25 protein-coding genes and 1 tRNA gene are annotated in these 23,458 nt (G+C 30.0%); 7 read left to right on the top strand and 19 right to left on the bottom strand.

The features are described 5' to 3' along the window. Positions 1-87 precede the first annotated feature (87 nt). The 4 genes from LX78_RS09185 to LX78_RS09170 form a co-directional block, all read right to left on the bottom strand. A complete protein-coding gene (locus LX78_RS09185) occupies positions 88-513 on the bottom strand; it encodes a hypothetical protein (RefSeq protein WP_109682371.1) in 426 nt (141 codons plus the stop codon). Between the two features lie 119 nt (positions 514-632). Then, positions 633-1,328: a hypothetical protein gene (locus LX78_RS09180; protein WP_109682370.1), complete on the bottom strand. Its 696-nt coding sequence runs from the start codon at positions 1,326-1,328 to the stop codon at positions 633-635. 1 nt (position 1,329) lies between these two features. After that, complete coding sequence (locus tag LX78_RS09175; RefSeq protein WP_109682369.1) at positions 1,330-2,787, bottom strand: tyrosine-type recombinase/integrase; 1,458 nt, start codon at positions 2,785-2,787, stop codon at positions 1,330-1,332. A gap of 54 nt (positions 2,788-2,841) precedes the next feature. Continuing rightward, positions 2,842-2,915: transfer RNA gene (locus LX78_RS09170), tRNA-Met, on the bottom strand. 225 nt (positions 2,916-3,140) lie between these two features. Here LX78_RS09170 and LX78_RS09165 point away from each other — a divergent pair. Both LX78_RS09165 and LX78_RS09160 read left to right on the top strand, forming a co-directional pair. Next, positions 3,141-3,527 (top strand): START-like domain-containing protein, encoded by a 387-nt coding sequence (locus tag LX78_RS09165; RefSeq protein ID WP_109682368.1) that lies wholly within the window; start codon positions 3,141-3,143, stop codon positions 3,525-3,527. Between the two features lie 54 nt (positions 3,528-3,581). Then, entirely contained in the window at positions 3,582-4,427 is an 846-nt protein-coding gene (locus LX78_RS09160) for an aminotransferase class IV (RefSeq protein ID WP_109682367.1), read from the top strand. Here LX78_RS09160 and LX78_RS09155 read toward each other — a convergent pair. From LX78_RS09155 to LX78_RS09135, 5 genes are all read right to left on the bottom strand, one after another. Beyond that, positions 4,424-4,984 (bottom strand): YqgE/AlgH family protein, encoded by a 561-nt coding sequence (locus tag LX78_RS09155; protein WP_109682366.1) that lies wholly within the window; start codon positions 4,982-4,984, stop codon positions 4,424-4,426. The two genes, LX78_RS09160 and LX78_RS09155, sit on opposite strands and share 4 nt — an antisense overlap. Positions 4,985-5,096: 112 nt before the next feature. Further along, the gene (locus tag LX78_RS09150) at positions 5,097-5,369 is read right to left on the bottom strand and encodes an HU family DNA-binding protein (protein ID WP_109307983.1); all 273 of its coding nucleotides are present in this window, start codon (positions 5,367-5,369) and stop codon (positions 5,097-5,099) included. Between the two features lie 192 nt (positions 5,370-5,561). Further along, positions 5,562-6,509: a methionyl-tRNA formyltransferase gene (gene fmt / locus LX78_RS09145; RefSeq protein WP_109682365.1), complete on the bottom strand. Its 948-nt coding sequence runs from the start codon at positions 6,507-6,509 to the stop codon at positions 5,562-5,564. Beyond that, the gene (locus LX78_RS09140; RefSeq protein WP_109682364.1) at positions 6,509-8,410 is read right to left on the bottom strand and encodes a RecQ family ATP-dependent DNA helicase; all 1,902 of its coding nucleotides are present in this window, start codon (positions 8,408-8,410) and stop codon (positions 6,509-6,511) included. Before LX78_RS09140 ends, fmt begins: the two co-directional genes overlap by 1 nt. Then, entirely contained in the window at positions 8,410-8,952 is a 543-nt protein-coding gene (locus LX78_RS09135) for an AAA family ATPase (protein ID WP_109682363.1), read from the bottom strand. The genes LX78_RS09140 and LX78_RS09135 overlap by 1 nt, the downstream gene beginning before the upstream one ends. Positions 8,953-9,110: 158 nt before the next feature. Here LX78_RS09135 and LX78_RS09130 point away from each other — a divergent pair, with 158 nt between their 5' ends. The 3 genes from LX78_RS09130 to murA all read left to right on the top strand — a co-directional run bounded on the left by LX78_RS09130 (position 9,111) and on the right by murA (position 11,444). Then, positions 9,111-9,404: a DUF493 family protein gene (locus LX78_RS09130; RefSeq protein ID WP_109682362.1), complete on the top strand. Its 294-nt coding sequence runs from the start codon at positions 9,111-9,113 to the stop codon at positions 9,402-9,404. A gap of 68 nt (positions 9,405-9,472) precedes the next feature. Beyond that, complete coding sequence (locus tag LX78_RS09125; RefSeq protein WP_109682361.1) at positions 9,473-10,126, top strand: DUF4290 domain-containing protein; 654 nt, start codon at positions 9,473-9,475, stop codon at positions 10,124-10,126. 7 nt (positions 10,127-10,133) lie between these two features. Further along, the gene (murA, locus tag LX78_RS09120; protein WP_109682360.1) at positions 10,134-11,444 is read left to right on the top strand and encodes a UDP-N-acetylglucosamine 1-carboxyvinyltransferase; all 1,311 of its coding nucleotides are present in this window, start codon (positions 10,134-10,136) and stop codon (positions 11,442-11,444) included. On the opposite strand, the gene LX78_RS09115 is transcribed toward murA, so the two are convergent. From LX78_RS09115 to LX78_RS15045, 6 genes are all read right to left on the bottom strand, one after another. Then, positions 11,441-12,751 carry a cryptochrome/photolyase family protein gene (locus LX78_RS09115; RefSeq protein ID WP_109682359.1) on the bottom strand — a complete coding sequence of 437 codons (1,311 nt, stop codon included), beginning with the start codon at positions 12,749-12,751 and terminating at the stop codon, positions 11,441-11,443. The genes murA and LX78_RS09115 overlap by 4 nt on opposite strands. Before the next feature lie 41 nt (positions 12,752-12,792). Beyond that, complete coding sequence (locus LX78_RS09110; RefSeq protein WP_109682358.1) at positions 12,793-13,017, bottom strand: hypothetical protein; 225 nt, start codon at positions 13,015-13,017, stop codon at positions 12,793-12,795. 43 nt (positions 13,018-13,060) lie between these two features. Beyond that, a complete protein-coding gene (locus tag LX78_RS09105) occupies positions 13,061-14,482 on the bottom strand; it encodes an SDR family oxidoreductase (protein ID WP_109682357.1) in 1,422 nt (473 codons plus the stop codon). Beyond that, a complete protein-coding gene (locus LX78_RS09100; RefSeq protein ID WP_109682356.1) occupies positions 14,482-15,792 on the bottom strand; it encodes an ABC1 kinase family protein in 1,311 nt (436 codons plus the stop codon). The genes LX78_RS09105 and LX78_RS09100 overlap by 1 nt, the downstream gene beginning before the upstream one ends. Beyond that, positions 15,789-16,448 carry a TetR family transcriptional regulator C-terminal domain-containing protein gene (locus LX78_RS09095; RefSeq protein WP_109682355.1) on the bottom strand — a complete coding sequence of 220 codons (660 nt, stop codon included), beginning with the start codon at positions 16,446-16,448 and terminating at the stop codon, positions 15,789-15,791. Before LX78_RS09095 ends, LX78_RS09100 begins: the two co-directional genes overlap by 4 nt. Positions 16,449-16,668: 220 nt before the next feature. Continuing rightward, complete coding sequence (locus LX78_RS15045) at positions 16,669-16,797, bottom strand: T9SS type A sorting domain-containing protein (protein ID WP_408068261.1); 129 nt, start codon at positions 16,795-16,797, stop codon at positions 16,669-16,671. Between the two features lie 142 nt (positions 16,798-16,939). Between LX78_RS15045 and LX78_RS09085 the strand changes: the two genes are divergently transcribed. Both LX78_RS09085 and LX78_RS09080 read left to right on the top strand, forming a co-directional pair. Beyond that, a complete protein-coding gene (locus LX78_RS09085) occupies positions 16,940-17,323 on the top strand; it encodes a hypothetical protein (RefSeq protein ID WP_146192560.1) in 384 nt (127 codons plus the stop codon). A gap of 102 nt (positions 17,324-17,425) precedes the next feature. Further along, a complete protein-coding gene (locus tag LX78_RS09080) occupies positions 17,426-18,274 on the top strand; it encodes a DUF2911 domain-containing protein (protein ID WP_109682353.1) in 849 nt (282 codons plus the stop codon). A gap of 56 nt (positions 18,275-18,330) precedes the next feature. Here LX78_RS09080 and LX78_RS09075 read toward each other — a convergent pair whose 3' ends face one another. From LX78_RS09075 to LX78_RS09060, 4 genes are all read right to left on the bottom strand, one after another. Then, on the bottom strand, positions 18,331-18,531 hold the full coding sequence (locus LX78_RS09075; RefSeq protein ID WP_109682352.1) for a helix-turn-helix transcriptional regulator: 201 nt from the start codon (positions 18,529-18,531) through the stop codon (positions 18,331-18,333). After that, complete coding sequence (locus tag LX78_RS09070; RefSeq protein ID WP_109682351.1) at positions 18,521-18,997, bottom strand: hypothetical protein; 477 nt, start codon at positions 18,995-18,997, stop codon at positions 18,521-18,523. The genes LX78_RS09075 and LX78_RS09070 overlap by 11 nt, the downstream gene beginning before the upstream one ends. Before the next feature lie 102 nt (positions 18,998-19,099). Then, positions 19,100-20,779, bottom strand: a complete 1,680-nt coding sequence (locus LX78_RS09065) for a sodium:solute symporter (RefSeq protein WP_109682350.1) — start codon at positions 20,777-20,779, stop codon at positions 19,100-19,102. 115 nt (positions 20,780-20,894) lie between these two features. Further along, the gene (locus LX78_RS09060) at positions 20,895-23,417 is read right to left on the bottom strand and encodes a PIG-L family deacetylase (RefSeq protein ID WP_109682349.1); all 2,523 of its coding nucleotides are present in this window, start codon (positions 23,415-23,417) and stop codon (positions 20,895-20,897) included. Positions 23,418-23,458 lie beyond the last annotated feature (41 nt).

The following is a 23,458-nucleotide window of genomic DNA, read 5'->3' as shown; positions in this document are numbered from 1 at the left end:
GTACTAATACGTATTTTTATTAATAACGTAGTGATTTAGCCTATATAGTAATGAAAAGTAAGAAGAAATCTAGTAGATATTTTAAGGTTATCCGTTAAGTGGCATAAAAGAATAAAAAATTTCATTAGTTTCTAAATCAAAATAGGGGAATGCACCTTGAGAGTTTGGTGGATGATTTACAATTTTATGATAACGTTTTATTTTAGATGCAATATAAGCAATGTCAGCTTTTGTGGCTGATCTATTTTCAGCAGAAGTCGCTAAAAATTTTAAGCCATCTGCGAGTAAAGTACCAGCTGTTGAATTTCCAACACCAGAAAGACTCATTTTTTCAACTTTATTTACTATAGGTTTGTCGTTTTGTGCTTTCTCAGGTTCTGATAAATTTTTAGTAGAATTTTTAGCATGATGAGCTTTTGATCTGCATGAGTTACTACAAAATTTTTGTACACGGCGTCTTTTTGGCTCAAATTCCTTAAAACAATAGTCACAGTTGTAAAATTCTTTTTCCATTATTTATGCGTTAAATAAACGTTTGTTTGACGTATAATTTCTTTTTGACCATTGATTTTGGTTACAAACGTCACCTTTTAGACTACAACTATAGTCATTTGAAATATTGTTTAAATCCATTAATCAAGATATTTTGGGTCAATATTAAAAACAGTTTCTAATAAAAATTTTCGCGCTTTTTCATCTGTTATTAGAGATTCCTTTTCTGTTTTTTTAGAAGATTTTTTTACTTTCGGAACAATTAGTTGCTTTTCTTCTTGTTCTATTATTTCAATAATTGGTGTATCTTCTATAGTTTCATTAGCAGCTTTTACATACTGATTTATATCAATATTATTATCTGTTTCATGTAAACCAAAATAACTATAAAACTTTGTTTGATGTTTATTAAATAAGGATGCTTGAGATTCAAACATAGTTTTAATATATAAAGGTGTATTTGGAAGATCTATCAAGATGTTTTTAGACATCCAAGAAATAATTATCCAATGTGCATCTACATGTTCTTTATATTGATGTAATAAATGATTAAAAGCAGTCTCACTAACTTTTTCTTTTTGCTCAAATAATTGGTCAATATTATCATTTAATAGGTCTCCCTTGTTTAGAATGTCCAACCCATTAAATTCTAATGTATTTGTTGTTATTTTTCGTTCTAAATTAGAATAAGCAATAATATTGACCATATCAGGTTTAATAATATCCTTTATAAAAGTCTTTTCTATTTCTGGATAATAACGTTTTGGTATATAGAAAATATAACTTCTAAATATGTTATCTCGAATGGTCTGAAAAACCTGATTCTTATTTTGCATATTATCTAATTAAATCTGAATAATCACTTGGTAAATGAGCATCTATATCTCTTAAGTATAGTTCAAGTGCTGCCATAGATGTATGGCCAGTAATATTCATCAAAACACTTTTAGCTTCAAATGGCGAGCTTTTCTCGACTAATTTTCTATATAATTTGGTTATAAACGTATGTCTGAAACTATAAAGGCCATAATCTTTTCCTAGTTTAAATTTCTCCTTAACGATTCTTTTAAAGCGCTTTGAAAAATAATCTCGTCTATTGTCTATTTGGGTATCCCATTTCATTCCTATTCCATAAGGTGTAATTAACGGATTGTCTCCTGGCAAATTTGAAATATCTGGTAGTACTTCTAAAATTAAATCTGGAATAATTTTAGTTTTCAATGGACTGTTTTTGGCTTTAAAAGACAATGTCTTTGTATCTAAGTTCAAATCTTTAACTCGTAAACGACAAACTTCTATAGGTCGCATAAAATTAAAGGATATAAACTTGATGTAAAGTAATAGGTTTGGATCGTTTTTTTCTAGATACTTAAAAATGGCATCTAAGGTTTTAGGATCATAACGTTTGTGTTTTTCTGGTATCGATCTTAAAACAGGAGTTTTACGAATCACATTCACAGGAATAATTTCGTTGTCTTCCAAAACTTGCATCATGCTACCTAAATCCAAACGACTATTGTTTCTGCTTCGTGGTGTATTTTTAATAAGATGTTGGTTTAAAAAATCCATGCACATTTTTCGTTTAATCTCATTGGCATAGATAACATCTGGAAATTCTTTGTTGAGCCACTTAATAAAAACCTTAGATCGATTTCTATAATCTTGAAGCGTTCTAGGTTTAACTAATTTTTCCTTCATCTTCAACGCAAAATCGAAAGCTTCGCGTAACGTCATTCTATTCTCTTCTTCCTTTTCTGGTTCTACTTCTTTTATGGGAGCAGCAATCATTATTGGCTCAACCTTCTTTATTGGTTCAACACTTGGTATTTCTACTACTTGTGTAGAAGTTCTTGGTCTTTGTAAAAAAGGGTAGGGCTTTACTTCTTCTTTTTGAACCATGGAAATTGGTACAATTGGACTTTGAGACATAGGTGCACACGCTTCTGGAACAGGTTCACTTTTTTGTGGTTTCCCTAAAAAACGGTCTAAATTATCTTCGTAAGGATTGTAGCCTTCTCTTAAAAGTTTGTGAAGCGTTTTTCTATAAAAGTTTAAAACATTTAAACGGTCTGTTTTAGTTTTCAACTTGTTAGCGATGCCATAAATATTTTTCTGTCTTTCCAATCTTCCTGTTTCAGGATTTCGGAATCCAAAATAAACGTACCATCTACGTTTTATATCGCCATTGGCCATGTAGATTTTCGGGGCAGAAAATGTTTTTTTATTTGACAAATCGTGTTCTAAAAGGGGCTCTCTTTCGTGTTCAAAGGTAAGAAATTCATTTAATGTAAGCATAGAAAAAACGGTTTAGAGTGAACTAAACCGTCTGTTTCTGATGTAATACATTTGTAGCGAGAACGAGATTTGAACTCGTGACCTCTGGGTTATGAATCCAACGCTCTAACCAACTGAGCTACCTCGCCATGAAAATAATTTGAGCTTCAAAATTAAAACTCTAAAAGTTGAAAAGGAATTTGTTCTTAATCTTATTGATTAGAATCATAATTATGAACTATCCTTTTTAACGGGTGCAAATATAAAAACAAATTTATAGAGAGCAAGCATTACTTGTAATAATTATTATTAAAAATAGTTTTAAAACTTATTAATTAATGTATATATTGAGCGCTATAAACATAATCTCTACAATGGACGAAAAAATAAAATTTGAAATGGAGTTCCCCATTCACGCTTCACCTCAATTACTTTATCAATATATATCTACACCTTCTGGCTTATCTGAATGGTTTGCCGAAAATGTAAACTCTAGAGGTGAGCTATTTAGATTTATTTGGGATGGTGTTGAAGAACAAGCTAAATTAGTGAGTAAGAAGAGTGGAGAACGTATTAAATTTAAATGGGTTGTTGATGAAGATGCATCGTATTATTTTGAGATTAAAATTCAGGTTGACGAAATAACAAAAGACGTGAGTCTAATTGTTACAGATTTTACCGAAGAAGATGAATTAGAAGAAGCTAAAATGCTTTGGGAAAATCAGATTTCAGATTTAAAACAGGTATTAGGCTCTGCTTAGTGTATTTTTACTTTATTAACTTATATTTGTCCCGAATTTATTTCGGGATTTTTTATGGTAAATTTTAATGGAAACATATTAGAAGAAGAACACGCAATTTCTATTAATAATAGAGGTCTAAATTATGGCGATGCACTATTTGAAACCATAAAGGCAACTCATGGAAAATTGCTTTTTTGGGAAGATCATTATTTTAGATTAATGGCCTCAATGAGAATTCTTAGAATGGAAATCCCTATGAGTTTTACCATGGAGTTTTTGAATGAACAAATAGTTGAACTTCTAAATCGTAATAATCTGTTAAACAAAACAGTAAGGGTTAAATTATTTATTAATAGAAAAGAAGGTGGTTTATATCTGCCAGACACAAATAATGTCGATTATTTAATAACAGTCAAACCTTTAGAATCAGACTTTTATTTGCTAGATGAAACAACGTGTCAAGTAGATTTGTTTAAAGACTATTTTGTCTCTCCAAGTTTACTATCAACTCTAAAAACAAATAATAAAGTTTTACATGTTGTAGGAAGTATTTTTGCAAAAGAAAATAACTTACAAAATTGTTTTGTTTTAAATACAGATAAGCATGTTGTTGAGGCTTTAAATGGTAATATTTTTATTGTAAAGGATCATGTTATAAAAACACCACCACTTGAAGATGGATGTTTAAAAGGCATAATGAGGAAACAAATTATAGAAATCATTCAATCTATGCCAGAATACAGTTTGGAAGAAAGTTCAATTTCACCTTTTGAGCTTCAAAAAGCAGATGAAATATTTATTACAAATGTGATTGTAGGAATACAACCAGTAACAGGTTATAGAAAGAAGATTTATAAGAATGAATTATCTAAAGGGTTACTTCAAAAATTAAACGTAAAAATAAGATTAACTAACTAATTAGCACTTGGATCTTCAGGTGCATTAGACCAAATACTATATTCTCCACCTAATTCTACCATCTTTTCTTTCCAAAAAGATTGGTAATCTTTTTCTATAATAGATTTTTTGTAAATATTCTCAGTTACTACCCAAGAATTTGTTTTTAATTCTTCGTTTAATTGGTTCGAGTTCCAACCAGAATATCCTAGAAAGAAACGAATATTATTTTCACTAATTTCATTATTAGCAATAAGTTCTGCAACTCGGTCAAAATCTCCACCCCAAAAAATACCTAAAGAAATTTCAATGCTATTTGGTATTAATTCAGGTACCTTATGGATAAAATATAAATTATCCTGTTCTACAGGACCACCATTATAGATTTTAAAATTTGCTTTAATTTCTGGAATTAGGTCGTGTATTGTATAATCTAACGGTTTGTTTAGAATAAAGCCTATTGAACCTTCTTCTGTATGGTCTGCTAACAAAACAATAGAGCGATTAAAGGAAACATCGCCAATTATTGATGGTTCTGCGATTAACAAATCACCTTTTTTTGGTTGTATTGTAATCATATAGTTGAGGATTAGTAATTAAATGTAGCATTTTTTTTTTTAAATTCAAATTGTTAGAAACAAAAAAAGCCTTCGAGTAAAGAAGGCTTTTTGAATATAAAAGAAGTAAAAACTAGTTTACAGCGCTCGATAAATCTGAACCTGCTTTAAACTTAACTACGTTTTTCGCTTTAATTTTTATAGTCTTACCTGTTTGAGGGTTTCTTCCTTCTCTTGCAGCTCTTCTTGTAACTGACCAAGATCCAAATCCAACTAAAGAAACTCTGTTACCTTTTTGTAAAGCTCCTTCAATTTCAATTAACGCACATTCTAAAGCCTTTTTTGCAGCTGCTTTAGTAATTCCTGCGTGTTCTGCCATAGCATCGATTAAATCTGATTTGTTCATAATTTAAATTTTAATTATTAATAAATTGTTGGTTAAACATTTTTTGTTAAATCCATTACAAATTTATACGGATTCTTAAATCATGCAAGTAATAGCAAGGGAAATACACTATATTGTTGATAACTTAATGCATTTGTTAATAAACATAGTGCGTTTTATCGATTTTTTTATAATATCAATAAGAATAAGGCTTTAGAGCATTTTTGCTGATTCATGAAATTGATATCCATTTAAAAGTGATTTTACATCCATTTTTCGCTTTCCTGGAAGTTTAATTTCTTTAATATTTATAAAACCATCTGTTACAGCTACTTTTAATTCTTTTTTAGTTGTAATAATATGTCCAATTGAAAAAGAATGCGATTCTTCTTCAATATCAGAACTATATATTTTTACTTCTAAAATTTCCTCTTCATTCTGTAGAAAAGTCCATGCTGCTGGATATGGGCTTAATCCTCTAATCTTATTGTAAATATTTTTTAAAGAGTCATTCCAATCAATTTTACAATTATCTCTATTTAATTTATAGGCTGTTTTAGTTTCCTCATCCTGTGGTTGTGCTTTTGTGCTGACTTTGTTAGTTTCAATTAGTTTTACAGTTTCTAAAACTAATTGACTTCCAGCATGCATAAGTTTGTCATGTAAACTTCCTGCATCTTCATTTGGATCAATTAAAACATCTTGTTGTAATATTATTTCTCCTGTATCTATTTTTTCATCTATAAAGAATGTTGAGACACCAGTTTTTGTTTCGCCATTAATAATAGCCCAATTTATTGGTGCAGCACCTCTATAATCTGGTAATAAGGAAGCATGTAAATTAAATGTTCCATATTCTGGTAGTTGCCAAACTACTTGAGGTAGCATTCTAAATGCAACAACAATATGTAAATTTGCTTTTAGGTCTTTTAATTCTTTTACAAAGTCTTCATTTTTTAAATTGGTTGGTTGCATAATATGTAAGCCTTTAGATTTAGCAAACAATTTAACAGCACTTTCGTTTAGTTTTCTACCTCTACCTGCAGGTTTATCTGGAGCAGTTATAACTCCAACTATATTATAATTGCTTTCAACTAAAGTCTTTAAAATGGTAACAGCAAAGTCTGGTGTTCCCATAAATACAATTCTTAAATCTTTCATTACTTATTTAATTTATAAGTGTTTCTATCGGTAATACTTATTAGTTGATGTTCTAATAGCATTTTAATGCATGTTTTAATATCTGTTTCAGGGTGTTTTAGAATTTTTGCTAAATCTCTTGAGCTTAAGTCAGTTTGTAATAAAGCATTTAAGACGTCTTCTTTAATAAGATTGATTTCCTTTTTTGATTTTTTTGTGCTTTTTGTGATGCAAACGGAACAAATTCCACAATCTGATATATTTTTCTCTCCAAAATAGTTTAGTAGCTGCACACTTTTACAAATCTTGTTGTCTTCAACATATGCAATAACAGCATGAACTTGTTTATATTTTAAATCGTTTTGTTGTTCAATATAATGCGAAATTCTATTAATTGCTTTATCATCTTCCCTTGGTTGTAAAAAAGTAATTTCAGAATCAGTTGTAGATAGGCTAAGAGTAATAATTTCGTCTCTATCTAATTGCTTTAAGGTTGCAAATAATTTGTCTTCTGAAACAGATGCTTTTCCTGAAACTAGAATAGAATTTATTTTAATGTCATTTTCAAAAATACCACCATAAGTTCTTAAAATAGTTTTAACTATTACATTGATATCTTGATGTTTTTCTAAATATGAAAACAATCTTGTGTTACTAACTATAAACTGTAAGCTTGTTCTTTTATTAAACTGTTTAGAAAGACTAATAATGCTAGTTCTGTCTAATAATTGTAGTGTGTTGTATGCTAATAAACTATTTAATTGATAGGTTTTGCAAAACTGATTGAAATTAAAATCGAACAAAATGTCTTGACCTTCTCCATAAGAAACCTGAAAATAGTTACTTAATTTTCTGTAAATGTGCTTAACATCTTTTACAGTTGGAAGCACGTTTAAAAACTGATTTTTAACCAGTAGCACATCACTTTTATTTTTTAATATAATTGCAAATGCTTTTTCGCCATTTCTTCCAGCTCTACCAGCTTCTTGAAAATAACTCTCAATACTTTCTGGTAAATTTAAATGAATAACCGTTTTTACATCAGGTTTATCAATTCCCATTCCAAAAGCATTGGTGGCAACCATAACTTGTTTTTGATTGTTGATCCATTGCATCTGGTTGGCCTCTTTTATTTTATTAGATAAACCTCCATGATAGGTTGTGGCGCTTATACCTTTATTATTTAGAAAATCGGCAATTTCAAGTGTTAACCTTCTACTTCTTACATAAATAATAGAAGATTGTGGGTTTTTCTTTAAAACAGTTTCTAAACGATAGTATTTGTCCTCTTCATCAAACGTCATGTAAGCTAGATTAGAGCGCTCAAACGATTGCCTAAATATTTTTGGCTGAATAAAATCGAGTTCTTCAACAATATCTTTTACAACTTCTGGAATTGCTGAAGCTGTTAAGGCAATACAATTAACTCCTGGCTGTATTTGTCTTAATAATTGAATGTTTTTATAGGCTGGTCTAAAATCGTTTCCCCATTGAGAAATACAGTGTGCTTCATCTACAGCAATTAAATTAACATTCATTTGTTTAATCCTGTCTTGTACTAATTCTTGCTGCAGACGTTCAGGAGAGAGGTATAAAAACTTATAATTTCCATAAATACAATTATCTAAAAGCGTATCTAACTCACTTTTAGAAATACCACTAGTAATACTTAATGCTTTTATTCCTTTTTGTTTTAAAGAGGACACTTGATCTTTCATTAATGCTACTAAAGGAGATACCACAATGCAAATCCCTTCTCTAGCAAGTGCAGGAATTTGAAAGCATAACGATTTTCCTCCACCTGTTGGTAATAAAGCAAAGACATCTTCCCCTTCTAAAACAGCATCAATAATTTCTTCTTGAAACGGTCTAAAGGAGGTAAAATTCCAATAACGTTCTAATATGTTTATAGGATGCTGCATTACAGCTTGGTTATGGTGTCAAGTAAATAATCTACTCGGTTCTCAATAGTATCAAAAGGGATGTTTATTAAATTGTATTTGTACTTTTTGTAAGTGTTTAATAATTGTTCATGAATTTTAACTGCTTGGTCAAAGTTTTCATAGCGTTCATTATCGCTAATAAAAATATCTTGCCATGGAGCCAATACATATACTTGGTCGTATCTGCAATTTTGACAGGCAACTTCAAAAGATTTCGGATAAGATTCACTAGCATAATCCATATATGCCAAAACGTCTGGAACACCTCTATCTATAAATACAAAAGAAGTTTCAGTAGATTTTGCTTCTTGAAATTGTTTTATTCTACTATCCAATAAGCGTTCGCTAAACAAAAGAGGATTGGTTAAAAAAAGTTGCTCAACCCCATCTTTTCTGGCATCAAGGATAACTTGTCTTGAAATTTCTTCAAGACATAAATAATTTCTATTAATTAATTCGTTTATTAAAGAAGTTTTACCTGTTCCTGGTCCTCCAGTAATAACAATTTTTTTAGAGCTCAAATTGGCAAGATTTTAGCTGTAAAATTCGGAATTTAATTCAGAAATAAAAAATGTAAAGGAAATAGTATCTTTACAACTTGAAATTAACAGGTTGAAATTAATAAAAATTAAAGCAAATTATTATAAACCTATTACAATTAAAAAAAGTAAAAAAGCACATGAATAAAGATAAAAAAACTAAAGAATTTTACGAAAAATTAAAAATTCAGCTTTACGATACTTCTATATGGCCTACAGAGTATCTCTATAAATTTATAGTAAAATCTAATACTGAAAGCATTGCAGGTGTAGAAGCGCTATTTAATAATTTGGGAGCTGTAATAAAAACAACAGAATCTAAAAATGGCAAATACACGAGCATTTCTATAAGTGTTAAAATGAAAAGTCCAGAATTTGTTATTGAAAAATATATTGAAGTTTCAGAAAAAGTTGAAGGTGTTATTAGTCTTTAGTTTTTTTTTGTACTTTGCGCATGCATAATTAACTTCATGCAAAATTATAACTCTACACCATTTTTATTTTGATAGAAAATATAGAATACAACACAGAACGTGAACATTTAATTATTCCTGAGTATGGAAGACATATGCAGAAAATGATTAACTATGCTAAATCACGTGAAACAAAAGAAGAGAGAAATAAAGTAGCTAAAGCAATTATTTCGGTTATGGGAAATCTGCAACCTCATTTACGTGATGTTCCAGATTTTCAACATAAACTTTGGGATCAGCTGTTTATTATGGCAGATTTTGATATAGATGTAGATTCTCCTTATCCAATGCCATCTAGAGAAGAATTATATGCTAGACCAGAAACATTAAAATATCCTCAAAATTTTCCAAAATATAGATTCTACGGAAACAATATTAAAACCATGATTGATGTGGCTTGTACATGGGAAGAAGGTGAAATGAAAGAAGCATTGGTTTACACGATAGCAAACCACATGAAAAAATGTTTTCTAAACTGGAATAAAGATACAGTAGAAGACGATGTTATTTTTGGTCACTTACGTGAATTATCTGGTGGAAAATTAGATCTTAAAAACTTTGATGAAGATTTAACAGATGCTACAAGCTTAATGAGGAGTAAGAAAAAATATTCTTCAAGCACTAAAAAAACACATCATAAAAAAGGAGGAAGTCATTCAAATAGACCAAGAAAACGTTATTAAGTAGCTAATGGGAATATTCAAAATTGAAGGAGGTCATCAGTTAAAAGGAAAAATACAGCCTCAAGGAGCAAAAAACGAAGCACTTCAAATTTTATGTGCTGTTATACTTACACCAGAACTTGTTACTATAAATAACATACCAGATATAGTAGATGTTAATAAATTAATTGAATTATTAAAGAAACTAGGTGTAGAGGTAAACAAGATTGGAACTGGATCTTATACTTTTAAAGCTGAAAACATAAATCTTAAGTATTTAGAATCTGCCGAATTTAAAAAAGATGGAAGAGGTTTAAGAGGATCTATTATGATTGTAGGACCACTTTTAGCTCGATTTGGTAAAGGATATATTCCAAAGCCAGGTGGAGATAAAATTGGAAGAAGAAGATTAGATACCCATTTTGAAGGTTTTATTAAATTAGGAGCCAAATTTAGATATAATAGAGAAGACTATTTCTATGGTGTTGAAGCCAAAAGACTAAAAGGAACCTATATGCTTCTAGATGAAGCTTCGGTTACAGGAACAGCAAATATTGTTATGGCTGCTGTTTTAGCAGAAGGAACTACTACAATTTATAATGCAGCTTGCGAACCTTACTTACAACAACTTTGCAAAATGCTTAATCGTATGGGAGCAAAAATTAGTGGTATTGGTTCTAATATGTTAATTATAGAAGGTGTAGATAGTCTTGGAGGTACTGAGCACAGAATGCTTCCAGACATGATTGAAATTGGAAGTTGGATTGGTTTAGCTGCCATGACAAAGAGTGAGCTTACTATAACAAACGTTAGTTGGGATGATTTAGGACAAATTCCTAATGTGTTTAGAAAACTAGGAATTACTGTAGAACGTCAAGGAGATGATATTCATATTCCAGCCCATAAAAATGGATATGAAATTCAAAACTATATTGATGGTTCTATTTTAACTATTTCTGATGCACCTTGGCCAGGATTTACACCAGATTTATTAAGTATTATTTTAGTTGTTGCAACACAAGCAAGAGGTAGTGTTCTAGTGCATCAAAAAATGTTTGAAAGCCGTTTGTTTTTTGTAGATAAATTAATAGACATGGGAGCAAAAATTATTCTTTGCGATCCACATAGAGCGACTGTTATTGGTCATGATTTTAAATCGCAATTAAAAGCAACTACCATGACTTCTCCAGATATTAGAGCAGGTGTGTCTTTATTAATTGCTGCATTATCAGCAAAAGGAACATCTACAATTCATAACATTGAGCAAATAGACAGAGGTTACGAAAATATTGATACACGTTTAAGAGCTATTGGAGCGAAGATAGAGCGATTAGATTAAACTGCATTTAAAGCTTCTTTATATATTTTTAAACAACGTTCTCGAGCTTTTTTATGGTCAACTATTGGAGAAGGATAGGTGAGTTCTTGAAATTCTGGAACCCATTTGGAAATATATTTAAGCTCTTTATCAAATTTTTCTATTTGTGTAGTGGGATTAAATATTCTGAAATATGGAGCTGCATCCACACCACAACCAGCAACCCATTGCCAGTTTCCAATATTGCTAGCCATTTCGTAATCGTGTAACTTTTTGGCAAAATAAGCTTCTCCCCAACGCCAATCTATAAGTAAATGTTTGCATAAAAAACTACCAACCAACATTCTAACCCGATTATGCATAAAACCTGTTTGGTTTAATTGTCTCATGCCAGCATCAACTAAAGGATAGCCTGTTTTTCCTTGACACCAGAGTTTAAATTCTTCTTCGTTATTTCGCCACTTAATATTGTCATATTTTGGCTTAAAACTTCTATGAATTGTTTCCGGAAAATGCCATAGGATTTGCATAAAAAACTCTCTCCAGATTAATTCTTGCAAAAAAACTTCGTTCGTTTCTGCTATCGCTTTTTTCACTATTTGTCTTATGCTTACAGTTCCAAAACGTAAATGTGGTCCTAGTCTAGATGTGCTATCTTTTGCAGGAAAGTTTCTAGTATCTTCATAGGTTTGTATTAATTTAGAATCTACAGTATAATCTAAAATCTCTTGATTTGATGGTTTGAACCCTAAATGTTGAAGACTTACATTTGGAACATCTTTTATGTGAAGTAAGCTATTGAACAGACTTTTTGTATCAAAAGTTTTTAATTCTTCAGCTTGAAATTTAGTCTTCCAAGTTTTCATATAAGGAGTATAGACCAAATAAGGTTTGCCATCTTTTTTTACAACTTCGTCTTTTTCAAAAATAACCTGATCCTTAAAAGTTCTAAATGTTATGTCTTTCTTTGAAAAAAAGGTTTCAATTTCAGTGTCTCTTTTTTTAGCATAAGGCTCGTAATCGTGATTGGTGTAAACAGAGTCAATGCGATAATTACTAACTATATCTTTGAAAACATCTATAGGTTTACCCTTATATAAAGAAATATCACTTTTGTATTTAACTTGAAGTTCTTCTTTTAATTTTTGAAGAGTTTTATAAATAAAAGTAACTCTAGAATCGTCTTTTGGAAGTTCGTCTAAAATTTCAGTATCAAAAATAAAGATAGGTAATACAGGAAGTTTATCATTTAATGCTTGATAAAAGCCTACATTATCATCTAAACGTAAATCTCTGCGAAACCAAAAAATATTAATTGTTTGTTGCATTATAAGTATCAATTATATACTTAATAGTTACAGATTGACTGTTAATTTGAAGAAGGTCTACCTTTTAATCTTTTTTCAACTTTGCGTTTCATTGCAGTAAGTCGCTTCATGATTTCCATGATTTCTTCATTCTTTTCAGTTTTGTAAACTTCATTTAAACTTAGAATAAGCGCTTTAGCTTCTCTGGAAATTTCAATACGATCGCTTGTAGATAAGGATTTTAAACTTGTTTTTTCAAATTCTAAAGCTTTGTCTATAAGTTCCATAATTTTTACTGATTTAATAATTATTTATAATTAAAACTCTGTTTTAAGTACTTAATTTTTTTATCATTCCATTAAAAATAATTCCATGAAATGGTAATACACTATACCAATACAATCTGCCAGCCAAACCGTGAGGTCTAAAAGTGGCTGTTTGTTTTAATATTTTATCTTCAATTTTAAATTCTAACCATGCTTCACCAGGAAGCTTCATTTCGGCATAGAGTAGGAGTCTTTGCTGTGTTTTATCGGCATAAATAACTCGCCAAAAATCTAAAGCATCTCCAGAATCCAACTCTGTAACACTAGTTCTACCACGTCTCAAGCCAATTCCTCCAAAGAGTTTGTCTACATAACCTCTAAGTTTCCAAAGTGTATTTCCGTAATACCAACCTGTTTGTCCACCAATAGCCCATATTTTGTCGATAGTCTTTTTTGAATTGATAACCTCGTGTTCTTTGTAATCTTTAAAACAGCCATAACTTGGAATATTAATATAGTTGTGAAAGTTGTCTTTTAGGGTTCCACTACTAATAAACGAATCTTTCCAACTAGATATAATACTATTTTGTTCAATTTTTTCAAAAGCCAGTTTTACAGCCTCTTTGTATGTTAAAGGTTCGACCTCCAATATAGCATTTATTTCGCTATGATTCCCAATTATTTCAACACCCATACTATCTACTAAGTTAGAGGCTAATTTGTAAGAGGTCGAAGTTACAAAATATAACCAATATGACGATAGTTTTGGTGTCATTACTGGAACGGTTATAATGTGCCTTTTTAGGTTTCTAACTTCTGCAAATTGGAGTAGCATTTGTTTATAGGTTAATACTTCTGGTCCAAAAATATCGAAAGTTTTGTTGAAAGTTTCATTATTGTCAGCACTCTTAGTTAGAAAGGCTAATACATCGCGAACAGCCAAAGGTTGTGTTTTGGTATGGAGCCATTTTGGGGCAATCATAACTGGTAGTTTTTCTACCAAATCTCTTATAATTTCAAATGAAGAACTACCAGAACCAACAATAATTCCAGCTTTAAATACAGTTAAGGCATAATATTCAGATTCTAAAGTGTCTTCAACATTTTTTCGAGATTTTAGATGCTTAGACAGATTATTGTCATTAGTTATACCACTTAAATAAATAACTTGTTTGATTTCTGTTTTCTCTATTTGGGATTTAAAATTTAATGCACACCGTTCTTCTAAACTTTCAAAATTATTGGAAGCATTAGACATAGAATGTATTAGAAAATAAGCTATATCTATATTTTTTGGAATATTATTTAAAGTCTCAGGCTTTAAAAAATCTACTTCAATAACATCAATATGTTTATTATCGAGGTAGTTTTTATCTGCACGTAATTTATCTCTAACAGCACAAATAACATGATGCCCTTCTATTAACAATAAAGGAATTAGTCTTTTGCCTATATAGCCAGTTGCTCCTGTTACGAGAATAGTCATTATAGCGTATTAAAATTATTAATTACAATATTTTTTGCTTTCAAGTCGAACATTAGGTTATAAAGTCCAAAGAAGGTTCTATTCATATATATAAAATGTTTCGAACCTCTATTAGCATTATATTTTCTTATTTGTGAATTTTTAGAATATTGCTCGCCTAATTGGGCTATTTTTATAAAGAATTGATTGTTTGAAAAATCGAATGTTTCATCATGTAATGGTAATGAAAATAAACTAAGCATATCATGAAACATTTTGGAGAAAAAGGATTTTTCTTCTTCAGTGTCTTCTTGTTTTAATATTTCTAATTCGTATAATTTTGAAAGAAATACTTCTTGATTACTAATATTTTCCTTTTTAGCCAATTCAAAATAAGGAATATAAAAGTTTTCTGGAATGGTTTTTACACAGCCAAAATCTAAAGCTATCAGATTTCCTTCGTCTGAAATTAAAAAATTTCCAGGATGAGGATCTGCATGTACTTTTTTCAAGTAATGAATTTGATACATGTAAAAATCCCAAAGGGCTTGTCCAATTTTGTTGGCCTTCTTTTCGTCTGTATTTTGTTTGGTGAATTCAGATAAATGCTTGCCTTCCATATAGTCCATGGTAATAATTCTATCTGAAGACAAGTTTTCATAATATTTTGGAAATTTTAAATTTGGAATGTGTGCACATGCTTTTGCAATTTCTTGACTTTGTGCTACTTCTAAAATGTAGTCAGTTTCCTCGATGAGTTTTGTTTCAACTTCTTTAAAATATTTATCTGAATCTTTTCCTTTAATATTAAACATGCTCATGGCTACAGGCTTTACCATTGCTAAATCTGATGTGATACTTTCTGCAACTCCTGGATATTGGATTTTCACAGCAAGTTTTTTCCCATTTTTTTCTGCTAAATGTACTTGACCAATACTAGCAGCATTTACAGAAGTTGCGTTAAAAGTATCATATAATTCTTCTGGTGTTTTTCCAAAGTGCTTTTTAAATGTTTTAAGTACTAAAGCAGGTGATAATGGTGGAACGGAAAATTGAGCTAAAGAGAATTTCTCTACATAAGCCTGAGGCAAAATAGATTTTTCCATACTTAACATTTGTGCCACTTTTAAGGCACTACCTTTAAGTTGTTTTAAACTATTGTATATATCCTCTGCATTGTTTTTATTTAAACGATCTTTGGCTTCGTCTTTATTAGTAACCATTTTATCTCCATAATATTTAATATAGTTTACACCAACTTTTGCTCCAGTTGTTACTAATTTGGATGCTCGTTGAATTTTTGATGTTGGAATTTTATCTATTGTTTTCATAAGTTCAAGTTTACTTTTTCTTTAAATAAAAATTTCCCAAAATCAATAACACTTTTAAGAGGCGTGATCTGGAGAATATCGAAACTAGTATTTACCGACTTCTCAATAAAAATATCTGTTTTTTCGAACGATTTTGAAGAGTCTTCCATCCAAAACTTTAATGTTATTAAGAACTGAACCCAAGCAGATTCCTGTAGTGCCTTTTGTTGAATTTGATCTATTTGTTTCTGTTTTACATCTATCATATCTATATCTATTTCTTTAATGTAGTTTGTAAAATTATGTCTTAATTTTGACAACTTTTTAAGACCTTTTAAGCTGTTTTTTTCTTGTTCTAAAGAAAACATAACATAGCTTCTGTTGGCAGTCAAGTTTTCAAAAAAGGTATAATAGAAACTAAGGAGTTTATTTCTTGAGTCGAAAGAATTGTAATCTTGACTCTTGTTTAATATTCCTATTGTATTCTCAAAAAAAATATTAAATATATATTTTTCTAATGCTTCGAATGAGGTGAAATGCATGTAAAAATCTTGTTCATCAAATTTGTTTTCACTTGAAAACTTATAGACAGTATCTGGTTTTTTATTATGTTTTAGTACATAATTCATGTATAAAGACATAATATCTTTATTGCTTAGTGCTTTCTTTTTTGCCATAATAACAAATTATTTTTTGTAAATATACAATATTGTCTAACTATATCATGAAAAAATTAGACAATTATTTGTTAATATTATAAATATTTGCTTAAGCCACATTAGTTATTAGTTTCTTGAGATAGAAATAAATGTCTGAATTTCTGATTTTTATATCATTTTTAATCATAAAAAAAGCTTCGATTTCTCGAAGCCTTTTATGGATTATAACTTGTTTGAGTTAGTTTTTAATTACTTTATGAACATAAGATTCTTGATTAGAATTTAAATGAATAAAATATATACCACTTGTATAGCTACTTAAATCTAATTGATTTGTAGTTTTAAAATGAATCTCTTTTTTATTAATGTTTTTCTTGAAAGATAAATTTATAGAATTAATTAAATAAAATTAATCATAAACATTTTTTATAAAATTGTATATTTGAATACTAAATATTTTAATAATGAAAAAAAAACCAATCCTATTTTTAATAGCAATTTTAGTTTCAATGTCTACGGCATTTTCTCAAGATTTAAAATCTGAAAAAGAACTTAGAAGACAAGCAGCAAAAGTGGATACTGTTTATACAGTACAAGAACGAGCCAATATTGAAGCATGGTTCTATGAAAGAGTAAACGAAATGCATTTGTCAGATGAAGAAAGAGAAGAATATGATACTATAGTGTATTCTTATATTTTTCAAATGAGTCGTTTGAACGATAAGGATAAGGATTACACTATTGACGAAATTCATGTGAAATTTGATGACATTGTAGATACGATGAATGCAGAGTTAAAAAGTGTATTGACTACCGAACAGTATATAAATCATCTTGAAAATTTCAATGAAATTGTTAGAAGTATTTATCATAAATATGGTTGGGAAGATTAACCTCTTACATTTATATGATTGTATTTTAATCTTTTATTAACAGTTTGAAAATCAATCAGTATGTATATTTGAATAATTAATTAACATTCTAAAAAATAAACAATGAAAAAAATATTACTAATAATTGCTTTAGTAGCCATTTCAATCAATTTGAACGCTCAAGTAGTTACACCACAACCAAGTCCATTAAGTAAAGTTGAACAAAAAGTAGGATTAACAGATGTTACAATAGAATATTCTCGTCCAGGAGTAAAAGGACGTATAATATTTGGAGATTTAGTTCCTTTTGAAAAAAAATGGAGAACAGGAGCCAATAAAAACACAATTGTAACTTTTAGTGATAATGTTACTATTATGGACCAATTAATAAAAGCAGGATCATATGCTTTATATGTAACTCCTGGTCCAAAAGTCTGGGAAGTTGTTTTTTATTCTGAAACTGATAATTGGGGATTACCAAAAGAATGGTCAGATAAAAATATAGTAGCTATAGTAAATGTAGAAGTAAACCGTATTCCATTTAAGGTTGAAACATTTACAATAGATATTAATCAAATTACCAATACAAGTGCTGCAATAGAAATTATTTGGGAAAACATTTATGTAGCTATTCCATTTCAAGTACCTACAGATGAAAAAGTCTTAGCTTCTATTAACGAAGCCTTAAATGGAACTCCAACTTCAAATGATTATTATGCTGCAGCAGTATACTATTTACAAGAAGGAAAAGACATTAATCAAGCAAAAGAATGGATCGATAAAGCTATGAGTATGACTGATAAGCCTGCGTTTTGGCAATTAAGACAACAGTCTTTAATTTATGCTAAAACTGGAGACATAAAAGGAGCTATATCAATAGCTCAAGCATCTCTAGCTAGTGCAAAAGAAGCTGGAAATGAAGATTATGTTAATATGAATTTAGCTTCTTTAAAAGAATGGAGTGAAAAGTAATTTATTTATATACTTATATATGAAGCCTTATAGTTTTTACTATAAGGCTTTTTTTATTAATCAGTTTCTTCTAAAAAGAAAATCTCTTCAACAGACTTACCAAATAGCTTGGCAATTTTTAAGGCCAAAACGGTTGATGGTACATATTTGTTTTTCTCCATAGCATTAATAGATTGTCTGCTAACGCCTATTTTTTCTGCTAAATCTGCCTGAGTCAAGTTATGGATGGCTCGTTCTACTTTTAAATTATTCGTCATGGCTATTGGATTTAAGTTTTAAGAAATTAAAACGAATAATAAAGAAAAGTAAAGGCGTAAACATGTTAAATACAAGAACATCAAAAAATGTTAATCCATAAATAAACAGAATAGCAAAAATAAGAATAGCATAATTGAATATTAATGCCCAAACCAAAGAATCAGTTCTTAATTTGTAAATAAACTCGTCTTCTACTTTTTCTTTAGTAAAAACTATAATTAAACCTCCTATTATAATTGCCAATGAAATAAGCTCATCTAAAATGCTATTCTCTTCAATTATTTTAAAAAATCCCCTTTCTTCTTTCATAATAAAGTCTTCATTATAAATAGAAAAAACTTTCATGGTAAGAACATCAGATTCATAACCAATGGAATACATAAAAATGCCTCCAATAAGTCCTAAAATAAAAAGAATCCAACCAAGGCTTTTGTACTTGTTTGGTAATAAATAGTTTGTTTTCATAACTGTTCGATTTAAAATTGATTAATCAAAAGTAAAGAAAACTTTACATATAGACAAGCAAAATGTTCTTTTGGTTAAGAAAACATGACTAATTTAATATTGCTATGAAGATTTTGAATTCAACTTTTGAAGCATAAATGCAATTAGAATTACTAGAATACATCCAAATAAATTAAGCCATAAATATGGCATCCAATCAAACCACCAGCCAATAATTACAATTATTTGAGTAATCAAGGCAGCAACAAAAACAGCATTGCCACGCACATATTTAAAGAAAAATGCCAATAGGAAAATACCTAACACATTCCCATAGAAAATAGATCCAATAATATTAACTAATTGGATTAGATTGTCTGCTAAATAGGCTACACAGGCAATTATAATGGCTAAAATTCCCCATCCTAATGTAAACCACTTAGTAGCTTTTACATAATGTTCTTCAGTTTCTTTTCTGGCGTAATTTCGTTTATATAAATCTAAGGCAGTTGTAGAAGCTAAGGCATTTAATTCGCTTGCAGTACTAGACATAGCTGCACTTAATATGACTGCTAAGAGTAATCCTATTAAACCTCGAGGTAAATTATTTAGAATAAAATGTATAAACACATAATCCTTATCGTTAGTTTCTACACTTACTAAAGTTTCAGTAGAAGCTTTTTTAATAAGTTGTTTAGCAGCTTCTCTATTTTCTTTATCAGCTTCATTTGCTAAAGCAATAGCTTCAGCATAACTGTTTTCTCCAGTTGCTACAAAATCTTTTATAATGGCTTGTTTCTCATTAAAAATTATGGCTTGTTCATCTTGGATATCTTTATACTCTTCAGCATAAGAGGAATTTAAGATAACTTTTTCTGCAGCTGGATTAAAGTTAATTGGAGATGTATTAAACTGATAAAATACAAATACCATAACACCAACTAGAAGAATGAAAAATTGCATTGGTACTTTTAAAAGACCATTAAAAATAAGTCCCATTTGCATTTCTTTAACCGATTTTCCAGATAAATAACGCTGTACTTGACTTTGATCTGTACCAAAATAGGAGAGAGCTAAAAAAGTTCCACCAATTAAACCACTCCAAATAGTATATCTGTTTTCCAGATTAAAAGAGAAATCCAAGACATCCATTTTGCCACTAGCTCCAGCAATTTCTAGAGCTTTTGTAAAAGTAATATCTGCAGGCAAATAACTAATTATTAAAAAGAACGCAATAAACATTCCAGTGAAAATAACAGCCATTTGGTGTTTTTGAGTCATACTTACAGCTTTGGTGCCACCAGAAACCGTATATATAATAACTAAAATTCCAATAATAATATTCAAGTAAGTTAGGTTCCAACCTAAAACAGCCGATAAAATAATAGCTGGAGCATAGATTGTTATTCCAGCAGCCAAACCACGTTGAATTAGAAATAAGATAGCTGTTAGGCTTCTAGTTTTTAAATCGAATCGATTCTCTAAAAACTCGTATGCAGTATAAACTTTCAGCCTATGATATAATGGAATAAAAACCATGCAGATAATAACCATGGCAATAGGTACCCCAAAATAAAACTGGACAAAGCCCATACCATCATGAAAAGCTTGTCCTGGAGTAGATAGAAAGGTTATGGCACTTGCTTGAGTTGCCATAACAGATAAACCTATGGTCCACCATTTCGATTCATTTCCACCACGAACATAATCTTGTACGTTTTTACTGCCTCTGGTTTTCCAAGTTCCATAACCAACAATGGTTACAAGTGTACTTATTAAAACAATCCAATCTAGTGTTTGCATAGCTTAAAGAGATTTCATTATAAAATAAAACAGAACGATGTAAACAAAATTTGCAACTAATACTATAGTATATAGTTTAAGCCATGGTTGTTTTTGTGGATTGTTTTCAGACATATTAATTGGTTGAAGACGTTTTAATTGGTGTGTTTTCTTTTCCTATAGAAAGCATGTTGGCAAATAATCTATAAGCACCAGCTACACCTTCAGGAAATTCTCTAAAGAAGCTTAAGCCTGTATAAATGTAATAACCTTTACCATATTTGGCGACTAGCAAACTTCCTTTCTTGGCAGATTCACCTTTATCATGCATTGATAAAATAGGAGTAAACTCTTTAGACCATGAGTTAGGAAAATATAAACCACGTTCTTGAGTCCAACCTATAAAATCTTGTTGTGTTATTTTATTTGGCGTATTTAAAACTGGATGGTTGGGTTCTAAAAATTTTACTTCAGCTGTTTCGTCTGTTACGCGATCTCTGGAAAGTTCTAATTTATAAGGTGCCAATTCATCTACTATTAGTCTATGACTTGTGTTGTATTGCACTATAAGGTTGCCACCATTAGAAACATAATCAAATAATTGCTGTTGTTTAAATTTTAAAGTTTCTAAAGTATTATAAGCTCTTATACCAACAACAATAGCATCAAATTTGCTTAATGTTTCTGGATTAATATCTTCAGGTGTAATGGTTGTTACGTGGTAACCAATTTGTTGTAAACTTTCAGGAACAACATCTCCAGCTCCATTAATGTATCCAATAAACTCTCCTTTTTTCTGAATGTCTAAACGAACAATTTTACTTTCACTTGGTAATAAAACGGTTTGATAGGGAATGTGTTCGTAATCAATTTCAATTAGCTCCTTAGAGTATGTTTTACCTTGAATATTTACTACAGGAATTAGTTGTCCTTCACTTTGATTATTAGGAGGTTTAACAGTAAATATTAGTGTTTTTTCTTCCCCTTTATTAGGGATGTTAATATTTTGCTTATCTGGTGAAATTTGCCAATTATCTGGATAGTTTAAACTTACAAACCCTTCAATATTATCTCTTCCTGCTTTTACAATAACTGGAATGTTTTTAGATTGATTATTTTCGAAAATGATTACTTTCTCTGAAATTTTAACCGAAGCTTCAGGAATTATTTCGAAAGGTTTATATACTTCCCCTTTTACAGGGTCGTTGATTTTGTAAATGATTGGTTTTGTATATGAAATAAGTGTGTTTTCAATGTTTAATTGAAAAATTACATTAAAAACTCTAGGAGTTTCTGGTTTTCCTATTAAAGATTCATCTGAAACATGATACATTCCAAGAGTTCCTTTTTCAGATAACCAATAAGGTGTTGTTGGTTTTTGGTTGCTATCTATGGTTAATACTTCGTGAAATTCAAACCCGTTGTTTTCTATAAGTTCCATTTTTTTTGAAATGGTTGTATTGTTACATTCAATACTTTCAAGTTTTATTGAAATTGGGCTTCTATTTATAACTTCAATATTTAATTTTACAGTCTCTCCAGGTGTTGCTTGATTGGTTACGGAAGCAGCTTCTAAATACAATCCAGAACAGGCATAAATAATGTTTTTTATTTCTTCGGTCTTGTAATCTCTCCAATGCGTATTTTCTAACTTCTGAATTAATTGATACGCTCTAACTAGCTCAGGAATAGAAGCTGACGGATTCTTGAAATCGAAATTGGTTTCTACTTGATGAAGTATATCTCCAATGGCTTCTCCACCTTTTACACGATTCCAACTTGTGTCAATGCCTTCAAATATATTGGTTTTGTCTTTTGGTATGTTACCTTTTATCAATTCAATATATTCCATTTGTTGTCCACGAGTACCTGTGTTTCCAAAGCCTTGAGATTTATGTTGACTTCTACTTAATGCAGCAATTTCGTTGTTGCTTAAACCGTTTGATGGATAGTATGTCCCAATATCTAAACTAATAAAATTGGTTTTATCAATTTTATCAAATTTTTCTTGACTTCCATAACGCCACCAACTGGTATTATAAAACAGCCTTTTAGGTTGCCAGGTACTAATATCCTTTAATTGTTCAGGATATATCGATTTATCATTTGCTAAATCAAAAGCTTCAATGCTTAACATAGCCGAACTGGTATGATGTCCATGTGTTTGACCAGCTCTTTTATGGTCAAACCTATTGATGATGATATCTGGTTGAAATTGTCTGATTGCTAAAACAACATCGCTTAAAACTTCTTCTTTATTCCATATTTCAAGTGTTTCGTCTGGATGTTTTGAATAGCCAAAATCGTTAGCTCTGGTAAAAAGTTGTTCGCCACCATCAATTTCTCTAGCTGTAAGCAATTCTTGGGTTCTTATAACGCCAAGCAGTTCTCTTATTTCTGGACCTATTAAATTCTGTCCACCATCTCCTCGTGTTAAAGATAAATAAGCAGTTCTCGCTTTTACTTTGTTGGACATATATGAAATAAGCCGAGTATTTTCATCGTCTGGATGTGCAGCTACATATAATACAGAGCCAAGAAAATTTAGTTTTTTAATGGATTCGTAAATTTCGGAAGCATTTAGTTTTTTGGGAGCTTGAGAGAATATGTTTAAGCTTGTAAATAGCGTTAAAATTACAATAAGTAATAATTTTTGCATAGTTGGTTTTTTTGAAAGGAATAAATATAAAAAGAAAACCA

The sequence above is a fragment of the Xanthomarina spongicola genome, assembly GCF_003148645.1.
In the GTDB taxonomy this organism is placed as follows: domain Bacteria; phylum Bacteroidota; class Bacteroidia; order Flavobacteriales; family Flavobacteriaceae; genus Xanthomarina; species Xanthomarina spongicola.
This window is presented reverse-complemented; position numbering and strand designations above follow the sequence as displayed.

Excerpts from the sequence above, each read along its gene's own strand:
- LX78_RS09130 (WP_109682362.1), top strand. The coding sequence starts at position 9,111 with ATGAATAAAGATAAAAAAACTAAAGAATTTTACGAAAAATTAAAAATT.
- LX78_RS09150 (WP_109307983.1), bottom strand. The coding sequence starts at position 5,369 with ATGAACAAATCAGATTTAATCGATGCTATGGCAGAACACGCAGGAATT.
- LX78_RS09185 (WP_109682371.1), bottom strand. The coding sequence starts at position 513 with ATGGAAAAAGAATTTTACAACTGTGACTATTGTTTTAAGGAATTTGAG.
- LX78_RS09085 (WP_146192560.1), top strand. The coding sequence starts at position 16,940 with ATGTCTACGGCATTTTCTCAAGATTTAAAATCTGAAAAAGAACTTAGA.
- fmt (WP_109682365.1), bottom strand. The coding sequence starts at position 6,509 with ATGAAAGATTTAAGAATTGTATTTATGGGAACACCAGACTTTGCTGTT.
- LX78_RS09115 (WP_109682359.1), bottom strand. The coding sequence starts at position 12,751 with ATGCAACAAACAATTAATATTTTTTGGTTTCGCAGAGATTTACGTTTA.
- LX78_RS09060 (WP_109682349.1), bottom strand. The coding sequence starts at position 23,417 with ATGCAAAAATTATTACTTATTGTAATTTTAACGCTATTTACAAGCTTA.
- LX78_RS09075 (WP_109682352.1), bottom strand. The coding sequence starts at position 18,531 with ATGACGAATAATTTAAAAGTAGAACGAGCCATCCATAACTTGACTCAG.
- LX78_RS09095 (WP_109682355.1), bottom strand. The coding sequence starts at position 16,448 with ATGGCAAAAAAGAAAGCACTAAGCAATAAAGATATTATGTCTTTATAC.
- LX78_RS09160 (WP_109682367.1), top strand. The coding sequence starts at position 3,582 with ATGGTAAATTTTAATGGAAACATATTAGAAGAAGAACACGCAATTTCT.
- LX78_RS09175 (WP_109682369.1), bottom strand. The coding sequence starts at position 2,787 with ATGCTTACATTAAATGAATTTCTTACCTTTGAACACGAAAGAGAGCCC.
- LX78_RS09155 (WP_109682366.1), bottom strand. The coding sequence starts at position 4,984 with ATGATTACAATACAACCAAAAAAAGGTGATTTGTTAATCGCAGAACCA.
- LX78_RS09100 (WP_109682356.1), bottom strand. The coding sequence starts at position 15,792 with ATGAAAACAATAGATAAAATTCCAACATCAAAAATTCAACGAGCATCC.
- LX78_RS09070 (WP_109682351.1), bottom strand. The coding sequence starts at position 18,997 with ATGAAAACAAACTATTTATTACCAAACAAGTACAAAAGCCTTGGTTGG.
- murA (WP_109682360.1), top strand. The coding sequence starts at position 10,134 with ATGGGAATATTCAAAATTGAAGGAGGTCATCAGTTAAAAGGAAAAATA.
- LX78_RS09105 (WP_109682357.1), bottom strand. The coding sequence starts at position 14,482 with ATGACTATTCTCGTAACAGGAGCAACTGGCTATATAGGCAAAAGACTA.
- LX78_RS09080 (WP_109682353.1), top strand. The coding sequence starts at position 17,426 with ATGAAAAAAATATTACTAATAATTGCTTTAGTAGCCATTTCAATCAAT.
- LX78_RS09110 (WP_109682358.1), bottom strand. The coding sequence starts at position 13,017 with ATGGAACTTATAGACAAAGCTTTAGAATTTGAAAAAACAAGTTTAAAA.
- LX78_RS09140 (WP_109682364.1), bottom strand. The coding sequence starts at position 8,410 with ATGCAGCATCCTATAAACATATTAGAACGTTATTGGAATTTTACCTCC.
- LX78_RS09065 (WP_109682350.1), bottom strand. The coding sequence starts at position 20,779 with ATGCAAACACTAGATTGGATTGTTTTAATAAGTACACTTGTAACCATT.
- LX78_RS09180 (WP_109682370.1), bottom strand. The coding sequence starts at position 1,328 with ATGCAAAATAAGAATCAGGTTTTTCAGACCATTCGAGATAACATATTT.
- LX78_RS09165 (WP_109682368.1), top strand. The coding sequence starts at position 3,141 with ATGGACGAAAAAATAAAATTTGAAATGGAGTTCCCCATTCACGCTTCA.